This is a genomic window from Pseudomonas sp. Emmai, from assembly GCF_055179735.1.
The window spans coordinates 2474531-2490225 of the sequence record NZ_CM143685.1; the positions used below are offsets into that span (position 1 = coordinate 2474531).

The window sequence follows — 15695 nt, forward strand, 5'->3', positions numbered from 1 at the left end:
TTTGTGTCGTTCGCGGCATAGAACCTGTAGGAGCAAGGCTTGCCCGCGATGGCGATCTACCTGACGCCACAGACCTCAACGCTTCTCCAGCTTATCCGGCAACGGCGCAAACAGCGCTTCAATGTCATCACTCTGCAACTTCCAGTCCCCGGCCGAGCGGCCATCCAGTACGCCCGCCGCCAGGTCGGACTTTTCCTTTTGCAGGTGCTGAATCTTCTCTTCGACCGTACCCCGGGCAATCATCTTGTAGACGAACACGGGCTTCTCCTGGCCGATGCGATAAGCCCGGTCAGTCGCCTGGTTTTCCGTCGCCGGGTTCCACCACGGGTCGTAGTGAATCACCGTGTCGGCTTCGGTCAGGTTCAAACCCACGCCACCAGCCTTCAAGCTGATCAGAAAGATCTGACGCTTGCCGCTCTGGAAGTCCTTCACCGGTGCGCGTCGGTCGCGGGTTTGTCCGGTCAATAGGGCGTATTCAACACCGCGCTTCTTCAGTTCGACCTCGATCAGCGCCAGCATCGAGGTGAACTGCGAGAACAGCAAAATACGCCGGCCTTCTTCAAACAACTCGTCAAGCATCTCCATCAAGCTGTCGAGCTTGCCGGACGTGCTACCGCGAGTAGGCAGGACGGCGTCGTTGACCAGGCGCAAGTCGCAGCAGACCTGGCGCAGCTTCAGCAGTGCTTCCAGGATGATGATCTGGCTGCGGGCCACGCCTTTGCGGGTGATCTCATCGCGAACTTTCTTGTCCATGGCCAGGCGCATGGTTTCGTACACGTCGCGCTGGGCTTCGTTGAGATCGACCCAATGGATGATCTCGGTTTTCGGCGGCAATTCGGTCGCCACCTGTTCCTTGGTCCTGCGCAGCAGAAACGGTTTGATCCGACCGTTGAGGTGCTGAAGTCGGACCTCACTGCCGCGCTTTTCGATGGGCACGCGGTAATCGCGATTGAAGCTTTTCACATCGCCGAGCCAACCGGGCAGCAGGAAGTGGAACAGTGACCACAGCTCGCCCAAGTGGTTTTCCAGCGGCGTGCCACTCAGGCACAGACGCTGCCGGGCATTTAACTCACGGGCCGCCTGGGCCGCCTTGCTGTTGGGGTTCTTGATGTATTGCGCTTCATCCAGCACCAACACGTGCAGTGGCACCGCCGCCAGGGTTTCCACGTCCTTGGGCAGCAATGCATAGGTGGTCAGGATCAGGTCGTAATCGGTCAGGTTCTCGAAGTGTTTTTTGCGGCTGGCGCCGTACAGCGCCAGCACGTTGAGCTGTGGCGTGAAGTGCGCCGCTTCGTCGAGCCAGTTGGGGATCAGGCTGGTGGGCATCACCACCATGCACGGCCGATCAAGACGCCCGGCGATTTTCTCGCTGAGAATATGCGCCAGGGTCTGTAGGGTTTTGCCCAGGCCCATGTCATCCGCGAGAATCCCGCCGACTTCCAGCTGGCGCAACGACTGCATCCAGCTCAGGCCTTCGAGCTGATATGGCCGCAACGTAGCGTTCAAGCCCTGCGGTGCCTCTGTGGTGAAATCCTTGATATCGCGCAGGCGCTGGGCAAAGGTACGAATCTGATCGCCGCCTTCCCACAGCAACGGCATGTCTTCCAGCGGATTCAGCCGGATGGCGTCAGCCTTGCTCAAGCGCAGCGTGGTTTCGCCGGGCCCTTGCAGGTAAAACTCGCCAAGGGTCGCCAGTACCGGTTTCAAGCGGCCGAAGGGCAGGGCGACTTGCAGCGGGCCGTATTCGGAGTTCGGGCGATTGGGGATGTTCACCAGGATCAACTCGTCATCGCGACGGCGGGCCAGGCGTTCCGGGTTGAGGATTTCGGTGTGCGAGCGCATCAGGTTCAACAGGATCGGCAGCAGGCTAAGCCGTTCGCCATTGACGATGATCCCCAGCTCCAGATCAAACCAGTCGCGCTCCGGCACTTGTTCGACAGTGGCGTACCAATCGTCCACGGCCGTCAGGTCGAAACCGAAATCCTCGTCGATCTGCAACTCCCAGCCCTGGGTGCGCAGCTTCGGCAAATCATTGAGGGTGAAGGTCAGCCAGGCGCTGTCGTTGACCATTTCGAACAGTTCGCCAGCGCTTTCGGGCAAGGCCTTGCTTTGCCGGGTGGCGATCTTGAAACCGAGGATTCTTAGCTGTTCCCTGTAGGCCTGTTCGACTTCCGGGTGACGTTTTATCCGTAAGGTCTGTGTCTCCTGACGAATCAGGACGTCGGCATTCTTCTGCCCGGACACGTATTCATCCAGATAGCTGAAGGACAGCGCCGCACGATGCTGGATGTAGCGCTGCATCTTGCCGTTGCGCGGTTCGAAGGCGCTGAATTCGACACTCGCCAGCCACAGGCGCGGCACCGGTTGCACGTTATCCACCAGCACTTGTGGCGGTGCCTTCGGGCTGCGGTTTTCCAGGACTGCCTGGAGTTTTTCCAGCAGTTCGGCGTCTTGCGCAGCCGCCGGATAGGCCAGGGTTTCCTGGACTTTGAGCAGCACCGCCGCGCAATGTTTGCAGTTGCTGTGGACCGGGCAGGTGCAGTTGGCGTCGACCATCAGCAAGGTGCCTTTGGCTGACTCGCGCAGGCGAATGGTCTGACGGTAAACGTTACCGCCCGAACCTTCGCACGCAGCGATGATCGTGGCATCGCCGACCTCGACGATCCTGACGCGGTTCTCCAGCGCGTAGCGACGGCCACGCTCCAGGCTCTGTTCCTTGAATCGGCTGACCCAGGAAGGTGCCAGGGGTTTGCTCAGGGTCGACATAAGGACTTCAATCAGTCCGGAATTTCTTCGGGGGCTGGCCGAGGGGCTGGCGCAGTCAGCGAGGTGATCTTGATCATCAGGCCCAGATGGCCGTTATCGAGGTAGTTCAGCTGGCCGCTCCTGGTGTGGCTTTCCTGCTTCAGACGTTCGCTGGCAGTGACCATGCCGTTGGCGTCGAACTGATTGACCCAGAAGTCCGCGTCAATGTCGGTGAGGCGCCCCACCTTCAGGTCAAGCGTGCCTTCGATCGGGAATTGACCGAACTGTTCGTTGCCGTCGCTGATCGCAATCTTGCTGGCTTCTTCACCCAGGTTCTGTTGCCAGGCCTTGTGCAGCAGCACCGTGTAGTCGGCGCTGTTGGTGAGTTTTTCCACTGTGCCATTGAGGCTTGGCGTGCGCAGGCTGTCGGGGGCGATGTGTTGTGCGCCGGCCGCCCAGTCTTCCGGTGCTGCACGACTGACGATTGCCGGCACGGCGTTTTGCCGGAACAGGATCATTTCAACCTGATACTTGTCATCGGCAAACGCCGTTGAAGCAAACAACGTCATCAGCAAAGTTAGCGAGCGAAACAGGCGCATGCGGCGTCCTTCAAGCAGTTGTCGGGAGAAGGCGCTCAAACAGCGCCTCTACAGTATTAAAGCGCTCTTCCGGGCGCTCCATCGGCACCATGAATTTGAACATCGTGGCACCTTCGAATTTGTAGCGTTTGGGTTGGCTTTGGATCAGTTTGATCAGGGTCAACGGATCGACCGGGGTCTGCGCCGCGAACTCGATACGACCGCCTTGCGGACCGCCGTCGACTTTCTTGATGCCCAGTTGCTCGGCCTGCAATTTCAGAAGCGTGATCCGTACCAGGTTCTTGGTTGGCTCGGGCAACAGGCCGAAACGGTCGATCATCTCCACTTGCAGGTCCTTGAGACCTTCCTCGTCGGTCGCCGAGGCGATGCGTTTGTAGAGAATCAAGCGGGCGTGAACATCCGGCAAGTAGTCCTCGGGAATCAACGCCGGTACGCGCAAGTTGACTTCCGGACCGCCGCCCAACGGTTGATCAAGGTTTGGTTGTTCGCCCTTGCGGATCGACTTCACCGCGCGCTCGAGCATTTCCATGTACAGCGTGAAGCCCACCGCCTGGATCTGCCCGCTCTGGCCGTCGCCCAGCAATTCGCCGGCGCCACGGATCTCCAGGTCGTTGGTCGCAAGCACAAAGCCCGCGCCGAGGTCCTGGGTGTTGGCAATCGCTTCCAGACGCTTTTCGGCGTCGCCGGTGATTTGCTGGCGCGGCGGCGTCAGCAGGTACGCGTAAGCCTGGTGGTGACTGCGACCGACCCGGCCGCGCAACTGGTGCAACTGCGCCAGGCCGAACTTGTCGGCACGCTCGATGATGATGGTGTTGGCGCTCGGCACGTCGATGCCGGTCTCGATGATGGTCGAGGCGATCAGCACGTTGAAGCGCTTGTGGTAGAAGTCGCTCATCACCTGTTCGAGTTCGCGCTCGCGCATCTGCCCGTGGCCGATACCGATGCGTGCTTCCGGCACCAGTTCGGCGAGGTCGGCGGCGCATTTCTCGATGGTTTTGACATCGTTGTGCAGGTAATAGACCTGACCGCCGCGCAGCAGCTCGCGGAGCAAGGCTTCCTTGATCGTGCTTTTGTTCTGCTCCATGACGAAGGTCCGCACCGACAGGCGACGGGCCGGCGGCGTGGCGATGATCGACAGGTCGCGCATGCCCGACACCGCCATGTTCAGCGTGCGCGGAATCGGCGTGGCAGTCAGGGTGAGGATGTCGACTTCACTGCGCAGGGCCTTGAGCTGTTCTTTCTGACGCACACCGAAACGGTGCTCTTCGTCGATGATCACCAGCCCGAGGTTTTTGATTTTTACATCGTCGGACAACAGCTTGTGGGTGCCGATGACGATGTCGATCTTGCCTTCCGCCAAGTCCGCAATCGCGGCATTCACTTCCTTGGTGGACTTGAAGCGGCTCATCACTTCCACGCTCACCGGCCAGTCGGCGAAGCGGTCGCGGAAGCTGTTGTAGTGTTGCTGGGCGAGCAGGGTGGTCGGCACCAGGATCGCCACTTGGCGACCGCCGTGTACCGCGATGAACGCGGCACGCATCGCCACTTCGGTCTTGCCGAACCCGACGTCGCCGCAGACCAGTCGGTCCATCGGTTTGGGCGCGAGCATGTCGGCGCGCACCGCATCGATGGTGGTTTGCTGGTCCGGGGTTTCTTCGAACGGGAAACCGGCACTGAACGTCGCGTAATCGGCTTTGGGATCGGCGAAGGCGTAGCCCTCGCGGGCGGCGCGGCGGGCATAGATGTCGAGCAGCTCGGCGGCCACGTCGCGCACCTGTTCGGCGGCTTTGCGCTTGGCTTTCTGCCAGGTCTCGGAACCGAGGCGGTGCAGCGGGGCGAGGGCATCGTCGCTGCCGGTATAGCGGGCGATCAGATGCAGGTTGGCCACTGGCACGTAGAGCTTGGCGCCTTCGGCGTATTGCAGGGTCAGGAACTCGGCGGCCTGGTCGTCGATTTCCAGGGTTGCCAGGCCGAGGTAACGGCCGACACCGTGATCGATGTGCACCACCGGCGCGCCTTCGCGCAGCTCGGTGAGGTTCTTGATCACTGCGTCATTGTTGCCATCGGCACGTTTCTCGCGGCGCCGACGCTGCATCACCCGCTGACCGAACAATGGGCTTTCGGCGATCAACGCTAATGCCGGATCGTCCAGCAGCAGGCCTTCATCCAGCGGCGCGATGGTGATCGCCAGGCGATCCTTGCTTGCGACAAAGTCCGGCCAGCTATCGACGGTTTTCGGTCGCAGCTTCAGGCGTTCAAGCAATTCCAGCAGCACTTCACGACGGCCCGCAGACTCGGCGGTAAACAGCACGCGACCGGGGAACCCGTCGAGGAAACCGGCCAGCGCCGCCAACGGCTGGGTGGCCTTGGCTTCGATGGCCAGGTTCGGCAGCGCTTGCGCCGGGAAGCGTTCGCGGCCTACGCCGGTTTCCACGTCTTGCTGGCTGGCGACCACGCGCGGCCAGTTCTTCAGGCGTGCGAAGCAGTCTTCCACCGGCAGGAACAGCTCGGCCGGCGGCAATAAAGGACGGGACGGGTCGACGCGGCGCTCTTCATAACGATTGCGCACGTCGTTCCAGAAATTCTCCGCCGCTTGCTCGATGCCCGGCAGGGAAAACACCTGGGTGTCTTGCGGCAGGTAATCGAACAGGGTCGAGGTTTCATCGAAGAACAGCGGCAGGTAGTACTCGATACCGGCCGGGGTAATCCCGCTGCTCAGGTCCTGGAAGATCGGGCAGCGGCGGAAGTCGACATCGAAACGCTCGCGAAAGCGCGCCTTGAAGCGAGTGACCGCGTCCTTTTGCAGCGGGAATTCCCGGGCCGGCAGCAGGCGCACGGTGTCGACCTTGTCGATGGAACGCTGGTTGTCCGGATCGAAGGTGCGCAGGGTCTCGATTTCGTCGTCGAACAAGTCGATGCGGAACGGCAGTTTGCTGCCCATCGGGAACAGGTCGATCAGTGAACCGCGCACCGTGAATTCACCGTGCTCGTACACCGTATCGACGTAGCGATAGCCGCTGGCTTCGAGCCGGGTGCGCATTTGCTCGACGTCGAGTTTCTGGCCGACATCCAGCACCAGGCTGCTGCCGAGCAGGAACTTGGTCGGCGCCAGGCGATGCAGGGCCGTGGTGATTGGCACCACCAGCACACCGTGGGTCAGCTCCGGCAGCCTATATAAGCTGGCAATGCGCTGGGAGATGATGTCCTGGTGCGGCGAGAACAGGTCGTAAGGCAGGGTTTCCCAGTCGGGAAAATGCAGCACGGGCAAATCCGGGGCGAAGAAGCTCAGCTCCTGTTCCAGCCGTTCAGCGCTTTGGCTGTCAGCGGTCAGCAGCAGGGTAAAGCGCTTGGCAGCGCTGGCGGCCTCGGCGATGGCCAGGCTCAGGGCGGCACCGGGCAAGTTGCCCCAGTGCTGTTTACCTGCCGCGGCAGGGAGAAGCGGTAGACGCAGAACGGGCACGGAAGGTTGAGCTCCAAGCGTTGCGACAAAGTCGGTAATTGTAGCGGCCTCAGGTGCCGGCTGTCAGTTGCAGATATGTCTATTACGCGGGTTGGGCGAAATGTAGTGGTAAAGACAAAATCCGCCGGTTTTTTGCTGAAATTTAGCGATTATGTAGTGGCAAAACGAGCAGGTGTTACGGATGGTTACGGACAAGGCAGCGCTACCTCCAAAAAATTGACTGCGCTGAAAGCCCCGTATTTACTGGGCTCCAGCGCGGCGTAATTTTTTTGAACAGAAATTTGTTACGGCTCGCACGACAGGCGCGCATTGCTACGAGAGGCACTCGGCGGCATAATGTAGCCCCTTTTTTCTGCCCCTACATATGTGGAAGGTTCCCGTGACTCAGAAGCCCGACCAGTGTCTTGGTGAATGGATCGACCGTGAAGCACTCGCAGAAGCGATGATTCCGCTTATCGGTCAGCTCTACCGCAATAACAACGTGGTGAGCTCGATCTATGGCCGCAGCCTGATCAATCGTTCAGTCATTGCGATTCTCAAAGCTCACCGCTTCGCTCGCCATCGCCAGTCCGATGACAGCGAACTGTCCGTCCACGAAACATTCCCGCTGCTCAAAGCCATGAGCGAGCTCAAGCTCGGCGCCGCTTCGGTCGACCTGGGCAAGCTGGCGGTCAAATTCAAGGCCGAAGGCAATGGCCGCACTGCCGAGCAGTTCGTCCGTGAAGAACTGGCCGACGTGGTTGGCCAGCAAAACGTTGCCGCGCGCAAAGGCACCGACGTTGTCCTCTACGGCTTCGGTCGTATCGGCCGTCTGCTGGCGCGCATCCTGATCGAAAAAACCGGTGGTGGCGACGGCCTGCGTCTGCGCGCCATCGTGGTCCGCAAGGGCGCCGAGAACGACCTGGTCAAACGCGCCAGCCTGCTGCGTCGCGACTCGGTCCATGGTCCGTTCGATGGCACCATCACCATTGATGAAGCCAACAACACCATCACCGCCAACGGCAACCTGATTCAGGTTATCTACGCGAAAAACCCGACTGAAGTGGATTACACCCAGTACGGCATCAAAGACGCGTTGCTGGTGGACAACACCGGTGTATGGCGTGACGCCGAGGGCCTGGGCCAACACCTGGCTTGCCCGGGTATCGACCGCGTCGTGCTGACCGCGCCTGGCAAAGGCAAGCTGAAGAACATCGTTCACGGCATCAACCACGGCGAAATCACGGCTGACGACAAGATCGTTTCCGCGGCTTCCTGCACCACCAACGCCATCGTGCCGGTGCTGAAGGCCGTCAACGACAAGTTCGGCATCATCAACGGTCACGTTGAAACGGTTCACTCGTACACCAACGACCAGAACCTGATCGACAACTTCCACAAGGGCGATCGCCGTGGCCGTAGCGCCGCGCTGAACATGGTGATCACCGAGACCGGTGCTGCCACTGCCGCTGCCAAGGCCTTGCCTGAGCTGGCCGGCAAGCTGACCGGCAACGCGATCCGCGTTCCGACGCCGAACGTGTCGATGGCCATTCTCAACCTGAACCTTGAGAAAGCCGCGACCCGCGAAGAGATGAACGATTACCTGCGTTACATGGCGTTGCACTCCGATCTGCATAAGCAAATCGACTACGTCAACTCGCAGGAAGTGGTGTCCACCGACTTCGTTGGCTCGCGCCACGCCGGTGTTGTGGATGCTGAAGCGACCATCACCCAAGACAACCGCGTTGTTCTGTACGTTTGGTACGACAACGAATTCGGTTACAGCTGCCAGGTGGTGCGCGTGATGGAAGACATGGCCGGGGTCAACCCGCCAGCGTTCCCGCGCTAAGCTTCAGCCGCAAATGAAAACGCCCCGACATTGTCGGGGCGTTTTTGTTTGTGCGGTGATCGTTCCCACGCAGAGCGTGGGAACGATCGTGCTGACGAATGCGATCTACCTGGCGCCGCCAGCCACTGCGGCTTGCGCAGTCCGCAACTCATGCTTGTTGCCACGGAACAACACCAGCGTCGCAATCAACCCCAGCACCGCCGCACCACTGAGCCAGATCCCCGGCGCGGCCTTGTTATCCAGCACGTGGATCAGATAAGTGCACGCCGCCGGAGTAAATCCACCGAAGGTCGCGGTCGCCAGGCTGTAGGCCAGGGAGAAACCGGTTGTACGAACTTCTACCGGCATGATCTCGGTCAGCGCCACCACCATGGCGCCGTTGTACGAGCCATACAAGAACGACAACCACAACTCGACGATCAGCAGATGGCTAAAGCTCGGGTTGGCCACCAGCCATGACAGGGCCGGGTAAGCCGTGAGGATCGCCAGAATCGTCGCCGCCAACAGTAGGGGTTTGCGGCCGATCTTGTCGGAAAAAGCTCCCATCACCGGCAGCCAGAAGAAGTTCGACAGGCCGATGCACACCGTGACCAGCAACGCATCCAGGTCCGACAAATGCAGTTCGGCTTTACCGAATGTCGGGGTGTACGCAGTGATCAGGTAGAACGACACGGTGGTCATGACCACCAGCGCCATGCCGGCGATAACGATGCCAAAGTTCTGACCGATCGAACGGATGATTTCCTGCAGGGTAGGGCGATGTTTACGCGCCTGGAATTCCGGAGTTTCTTCCAGCGAGCGTCGAATCACGAAGATCACCGGCACGATCATGCAACCGATCAGGAACGGCACGCGCCAGCCCCAGTCACCCATTTGTTCCGGGCTGAGCCAATGGTTGAGGCCCACACCCAGCAAACCGGCGAACACCACGGCGGCTTGTTGGCTGGCGGATTGCCAGCTGACGAAGAAGCCCTTGCGGCCCGGGGTGGAGATTTCGGCCAGGTAAACCGACACACCGCCCAGTTCCACGCCCGCCGAGAAGCCTTGTAATAGGCGGCCGAACAGCACGATCAGCGGCGCGGCCACGCCCAGGGTGGCGTAACCCGGTACGCAGGCAATCAGTATCGTACCGGCGGCCATCAGGGCCAGGGTGATGATCAGCCCTTTGCGACGGCCGTGACGGTCGATGTAGGCACCGAGGAAAATCGCACCCAGCGGACGCATCAGGAACCCGGCGCCGAAGGTTGCCAGGGACAGCATCAAGGAAGCGAAAGCGCTGTCGGCAGGGAAGAAGGTCTTGGCGATGGCCGTGGCGTAGAAGCCGTAGACCATAAAATCGAACATCTCAAGAAAATTACCGCTGACAACGCGAAAGATCGCTTTGCCTTTGCCCGTATTCGAGGACATTTGAACGCACTCACTTTGGCTGTCTTATTGGAAATCCCTGGTCTTGACGCTTCCTGGCTGTCGGCCTCAAGCACGCAGGCACGCACCGAACAGTTTTGTAACGATATGTGTATGAAGATAGATAGGCAACCACTAGTTAGCCTGCTGCTTAAACGTTATAGCCATTAAGCGGCATGAAATTAGAGGTGGAGCGAATTAGCCTTTGTAGGAGCGAGGCTTGCCCGCGAAGGCGATAAACCTGGATCACCGCCTTCGCGGGCAAGCCTCGCTCCTACAGGGAGAGTGCATAATGGCGACCCTCGGTGTTGTGCCAGGGGAGTCAGGGGGAGTGAGATTGTTGAGACGGAAGGGTTTTGTCCTGGCGCTGTTCGTTGCCCTGTCCGGCTGCGGCAACGGCGATTCCATGGAAAGCTTCGGTGGCCCGACCATGGGCAGCACCTATTCGATCAAGTACGTTCGAAACGAGGAACTGCCCGCACCGCAAGCAGTACAGGTCGAAGTCGAAAAGATCCTCGCCGACGTCGACCGGCAAATGTCCACCTACCGCAGTGACTCGGACATTGAGCGCTTCAACGATCTGCCCGCCAATCGCTGTCAGACAATGCCCGCGCCGATCCTCGAATTGGTCCGTGTCGGCGAACAACTGTCGCTGCAAAGCGAAGGCTCCTACGACCTGACCGTCGAACCGCTGATGAACCTCTGGGGGTTCGGCCCACAGGCTCGTGAAGAAAAAGTCCCGAGTACCGAAGCACTCACCCACGCAATGCAACGAGTCGGTCACACACACCTGCGCATCGACGGTGACCAACTCTGCAAGGACACCGCCATCGAGGTCGATTTCAACAGCATCGCCGCCGGCTACACCGTGGACACCATTGCCGCAAAACTTGAAAGCATGGGCATCCATAACTACCTCGCCGAAGTCACCGGCGAACTCAAGGCAGCCGGCAAAAAGCTCGATGGCTCACCGTGGAAAATTGCCCTGGAAGAGCCCCGGGCCGATCAGCAAGTGGCCGAGCGCATCATCAATGTCGACGGCTACGGCGTGTCCACTTCCGGCGACTATCGCAACTTTTTCGAGCAAGACGGCCACCGCTATTCCCACACCGTCGACGCCCGCACGGGTGCACCGATTACCCACAACCTGGCGTCGGTCACGGTCATTAATCCTTCAACGCTGATGGCCGATGGCTTATCGACGCTGTTGCTGATTCTCGGCCCCGAACGTGGATGGGGCTACGCGCAAAAACACAACATTGGTGCATTCTTTGTGATTCGTGCCGATACAGGTTTCGTCACACGGGCCAATCAGGCTTTTGAGCGCCAGAGTGGCGGCAAAACCGAATGATTGCGGCGATCCGAGCATTGAAGACTGGCGTTGTAGCGCCGGCAAAAGTAGCCTACGACGCGACCAAGGGTTAATGTGCGCGGCGTTGACGCTTCTATAGACTGTGTCCGGGTTCTGCACTGGCCCCAAATTGTTCCTTCACGCCGCAGATCGGCGTGATTTAGCCGCAGGTGCCGATGGCGCCGCGGCCTGTTCTGAGGAGTACGCATGGCTGTCTACAACTACGACGTGGTGGTGCTGGGTTCCGGCCCGGCAGGAGAAGGTGCGGCAATGAACGCCGCCAAAGCAGGACGCAAGGTGGCCATGGTCGACAGCCGTCGCCAGGTCGGCGGCAACTGCACCCACTTGGGTACCATCCCGTCCAAGGCATTGCGTCACTCGGTCCGGCAGATCATGCAGTTCAACACCAACCCGATGTTCCGGGCCATTGGTGAGCCGCGTTGGTTCTCGTTTCCGGACGTGCTGAAAAGCGCAGAAAAAGTCATTTCCAAACAAGTCACTTCGCGTACCGGCTACTACGCCCGTAACCGCGTCGACGTGTTCTTCGGCACCGGCAGCTTCGCCGACGAGCAAACCATCGAAGTGGTGTGCGCCAACGGTGTAGTCGAAAAGCTTGTCGCCAAGCACATCATCATCGCCACCGGTTCGCGTCCGTATCGCCCGGCGGACATCGATTTCCATCACCCGCGTATCTACGATAGCGACACCATCCTCAGCCTCGGCCACACCCCGCGCAAACTCATCGTTTACGGCGCGGGCGTGATCGGTTGCGAGTACGCGTCGATCTTTAGTGGCCTGGGTGTGCTGGTTGAACTGGTGGACAACCGTGGTCAGCTGCTGAGCTTCCTGGACTCGGAAATTTCCCAGGCCCTGAGCTATCACTTCAGTAACAACAACATCACGGTTCGCCACAACGAAGACTACGACCGCGTCGAAGGCGTGGACAACGGTGTGATCCTGCACCTCAAGTCCGGCAAGAAGATCAAGGCCGACGCCTTGCTCTGGTGCAACGGCCGTACCGGTAATACCGACCAGTTGGGTCTGGAAAACATCGGCGTGAAGGTCAACAGCCGTGGTCAGATCGAAGTGGACGAGGCCTACCGCACCTGCGTGCCGAACATCTACGGTGCCGGTGACGTGATCGGCTGGCCGAGCCTGGCCAGTGCCGCTCACGACCAGGGTCGCTCGGCCGCTGGCAGCATCGTCGATAACAACAGCTGGCGTTTCGTGAATGACGTGCCGACCGGCATCTACACCATTCCGGAGATCAGCTCGATCGGCAAGAACGAGCAAGAGCTGACCCAGGCCAAAGTGCCGTACGAAGTGGGCAAGGCGTTCTTCAAGAGCATGGCGCGGGCACAGATCGCCGGCGAGCCCCAGGGCATGCTGAAGATCCTGTTCCACCGCGAAACCCTGGAAGTGCTGGGCGTGCACTGCTTCGGCTATCAGGCGTCGGAGATTGTTCACATCGGCCAGGCGATCATGAGCCAGCCGGGCGAACTGAACACCCTCAAGTACTTCGTCAACACCACGTTCAACTACCCGACCATGGCCGAAGCCTATCGGGTAGCGGCGTACGATGGCCTCAACCGGCTTTTTTGAGCGGCTCCGGCCGGTGGCCTGAGCCGGCCGGGGAGACCGATTTCAGCAATTCTCGAGGGTGGCAGTGGCCAAACCGGGAAAGTCTGTAATCAGGCTGTCAACGCCGAAGTCGGCGAGTCTGCGCATCAGCGCGGGCTCGTTGACTGTCCATACCGACACATGCAGCCCCTGACGCTGCGCCTTCTGCAGGCGTTCCGGCGTACACAGGGTCCAGTTCAGCGCCAGAATCTCACAGCCATAGCTTTGCGCGACTTTCAACGGGTCGAGCCAGGCGTACTCGGCGACCAATCCGCGAGACACATCCGGCACCAGGTCCAGCGCGGCCTTCAATACTTCGCGGGAACTCGAGGTGATGGTCACCTTGTCCAGCAGGCCGTGACGCACCGCCATTTCCCGAATCGCCAGCACCGTAGTCGCGGCGCGGGTGCGTGAAGCGCTTTTGACTTCCAGTTGCCAGTGCTCGAAATCGCATTTCTCGAACAGCTCTTCCAGCGTTGGAATCGGGCACGGCTTGATCCAGCCCGGACCGCCCTTGCGCGCGTCGTAGGTCACCAGATCCTTAGCGGTATGCTCGACCACTTTGCCGCGGCGGTCGGTGGTGCGCTTGAGCGTCGGGTCATGGATGACCATCAACTCGCCGTCCATGGACAGGTGCAGATCCAGTTCGCAACGGCGCACGCCGTGCTTGAGACATTCCTGAAAACTGGTCAGGGTGTTTTCCGGTGCTTCGCCTTTGGCGCCGCGATGGCCGTAGATGAGGGTCACGGTTCTTCCTTAATTAAATGCCTGATTCGTTTTGTTCGCGGGCCAGACGTCGTTCCTGGGCCTGCTTTTGCAAGATGTAGCGGGCGAGCAATTGGCGCTGGGCATCGGTCGGGTACTCGAACTCGGTGCCGACGTCGTAGCCGTCGCCCTTGCGGTCGCAATGGGTGGCCCTGGCTCGCAGCAACAGGCCCAGCGCTTGCGGCATCAGCACCAGTTTGACCGACAGGTGCGCGCCGACGGCAATGGGGGTCGGATGCTGAAAGTCGATGCCGCCTTCGGAGATGATCACCGGTTGCGGGTCGCCGATGTGCCCGAGCACGGTCAGGGCGACCACCTGGCTGAGCAGGTCGATGCGTTTGTTCTGGGATTTCAAGAAGGCAGCAATCGCCCGGTCGCGCTCACTGATCTGGCGCAACAGGTGCTGCGACTCGAATTCGCTCAGGTGCAGTTCACTGAGCAAGTTGAAGAGGGGGGAAGCATCCTGCAACACTTCCTGGCCTGCGGCTTCGGGAGCAGACAGGGTCCGAATTTCCAGTGCGATCGTGTCCTCGATACGGTAGTATTCGCGGCGATCTTCTTCATCTAATGTCGACATGGCGAACCCATGGTAGCGGCGGTGGTCTGAGTGTAAAGCTGGTTATCGACCCCCGCCACAAGGACGTTCCTTTTCCCTCCGAACAAGCCCCGACATGTTCAGACCTCTCTTCGTATTTATTGGCACGCGTTATACCCGTGCAAAGCGTCGCAATCATTTTGTGTCGTTCATTTCCCTGACTTCGATGATCGGGCTCGCCCTTGGCGTGGTCGTGATGATCGTCGTGCTGTCGGTCATGAACGGTTTCGATCATGAGATGCGCACCCGCGTGCTGGGCATGGTGCCCCACGCGACCATCGAGTCCGGTGAAGCGATCAGCGACTGGCAAAGCCTGGCCACCAAGGTCAAGCAGAACCCGCAGGTGACGGCCGTTGCGCCGTTCACCCAGATGCAGGGGCTGCTGACCAACAATGGCAAGGTGTCCAAGGTGCTGCTCAATGGCATTGACCCGGCGCTGGAGCGTCAGGTCTCGATCATTGATAACTTCATGCAGCAGGGCAAGCTCGACGACCTGGCCCCCGGCAGCTTCGGCATCGTCATTGGCGACAAGGCGGCGGCCAAGCTCGGCGCGGCCATCGGCGACAAGCTGACCTTCGTCGCACCGGAAGTCACCGTGACCCCGGCCGGGATGTTCCCGCGCATGAAACGCTTTACCGTGGTCGGCATCTTCCATGTCGGCGCCGGTGAGCTGGATGGCTACCTGGGCGTGACCAACCTGCAGGACCTGGCCAGGCTGCATCGCTGGAAGCCGGATCAGGTCCAGGGCATCCGCCTGAAGTTTGATGACCTGTTCCAGGCACCGCGCGTGGCGTGGACCCTGGCCCAGCAACTCGGCGAAGACCATTACTACGCCCGCGACTGGACCCGCACCCACGGCAACCTGTATCAGGCGATCCGCATGGAAAAAGCCATGATCGGTCTGCTGTTGCTGCTGATCGTTGCCGTCGCGGCTTTCAACATCATCTCCACGCTGGTGATGGTGGTGAATGACAAGAAAGGCGACATCGCTATCCTGCGCACCCTGGGCTCCACGCCGGGGCAGATCATGGCGATCTTCATGGTCCAGGGCACGGTCATTGGTGTGATCGGAACGCTGATCGGCGCCGTGGTCGGGATCTTCGCCGCGCTGAACGTCAGCGCCGCGATCTCGGCGCTGGAAGGCCTGATCGGGCATAAATTCCTCAATGCCGACGTGTATTTCATTGATTACCTGCCGTCGCAAGTGCAGAGCCAGGATGTGTTGATGGTCTGCGCCGCTGCGTTGGTACTGAGTTTCCTCGCCACCCTGTATCCAGCCTGGCGTGCCGCGCGCACCCAGCCTGCGGAGGCGCTACGTTATGAGTGAG

At 60.1% G+C, this 15695-nt stretch carries 10 protein-coding genes; 4 read left to right on the plus strand and 6 right to left on the minus strand.

What is annotated here, in order from left to right; all coding sequences use genetic code 11:
* Positions 1 to 75: 75 nt before the first annotated feature.
* From ACY4LX_RS11230 to mfd, 3 genes are read right to left on the minus strand one after another with little or no spacing between them, the layout of a single operon-like run.
* A complete protein-coding gene (locus tag ACY4LX_RS11230) occupies positions 76 to 2766 on the minus strand; it encodes an SNF2-related protein (protein WP_463259902.1) in 2691 nt (896 codons plus the stop codon).
* Positions 2767 to 2777: 11 nt separating this feature from the next.
* Positions 2778 to 3344, minus strand: coding sequence for a CsiV family protein (locus ACY4LX_RS11235; protein ID WP_149660495.1), 567 nt, complete (start codon positions 3342 to 3344; stop codon positions 2778 to 2780).
* Between the two features lie 10 nt (positions 3345 to 3354).
* Positions 3355 to 6804, minus strand: a complete 3450-nt coding sequence (mfd, locus tag ACY4LX_RS11240) for a transcription-repair coupling factor (protein ID WP_149660494.1) — start codon at positions 6802 to 6804, stop codon at positions 3355 to 3357.
* A gap of 364 nt (positions 6805 to 7168) precedes the next feature.
* Between mfd and ACY4LX_RS11245 the strand changes: the two genes are divergently transcribed.
* A complete protein-coding gene (locus tag ACY4LX_RS11245) occupies positions 7169 to 8632 on the plus strand; it encodes a glyceraldehyde-3-phosphate dehydrogenase (protein ID WP_133836769.1) in 1464 nt (487 codons plus the stop codon).
* Positions 8633 to 8737: 105 nt separating this feature from the next.
* On the opposite strand, the gene tcuC is transcribed toward ACY4LX_RS11245, so the two are convergent.
* On the minus strand, positions 8738 to 10039 hold the full coding sequence (gene tcuC, locus ACY4LX_RS11250; protein ID WP_149660493.1) for an MFS transporter: 1302 nt from the start codon (positions 10037 to 10039) through the stop codon (positions 8738 to 8740).
* Between the two features lie 403 nt (positions 10040 to 10442).
* Between tcuC and ACY4LX_RS11255 the strand changes: the two genes are divergently transcribed.
* Together ACY4LX_RS11255 and sthA are read left to right on the plus strand one after the other, a co-directional pair.
* A complete protein-coding gene (locus tag ACY4LX_RS11255; protein ID WP_463260580.1) occupies positions 10443 to 11387 on the plus strand; it encodes an FAD:protein FMN transferase in 945 nt (314 codons plus the stop codon).
* Between the two features lie 207 nt (positions 11388 to 11594).
* Positions 11595 to 12989, plus strand: a complete 1395-nt coding sequence (gene sthA, locus ACY4LX_RS11260; RefSeq protein WP_149660491.1) for a Si-specific NAD(P)(+) transhydrogenase — start codon at positions 11595 to 11597, stop codon at positions 12987 to 12989.
* 42 nt (positions 12990 to 13031) lie between these two features.
* On the opposite strand, the gene ACY4LX_RS11265 is transcribed toward sthA, so the two are convergent.
* A complete protein-coding gene (locus ACY4LX_RS11265; RefSeq protein WP_123403413.1) occupies positions 13032 to 13754 on the minus strand; it encodes a glycerophosphodiester phosphodiesterase in 723 nt (240 codons plus the stop codon).
* A 13-nt stretch (positions 13755 to 13767) separates the two neighbouring features.
* The gene (locus ACY4LX_RS11270) at positions 13768 to 14349 is read right to left on the minus strand and encodes a PilZ domain-containing protein (RefSeq protein WP_463259903.1); all 582 of its coding nucleotides are present in this window, start codon (positions 14347 to 14349) and stop codon (positions 13768 to 13770) included.
* Positions 14350 to 14443: 94 nt separating this feature from the next.
* Here ACY4LX_RS11270 and ACY4LX_RS11275 point away from each other — a divergent pair, with 94 nt between their 5' ends.
* Complete coding sequence (locus ACY4LX_RS11275; RefSeq protein WP_149660488.1) at positions 14444 to 15694, plus strand: lipoprotein-releasing ABC transporter permease subunit; 1251 nt, start codon at positions 14444 to 14446, stop codon at positions 15692 to 15694.
* Position 15695: the final 1 nt, after the last annotated feature.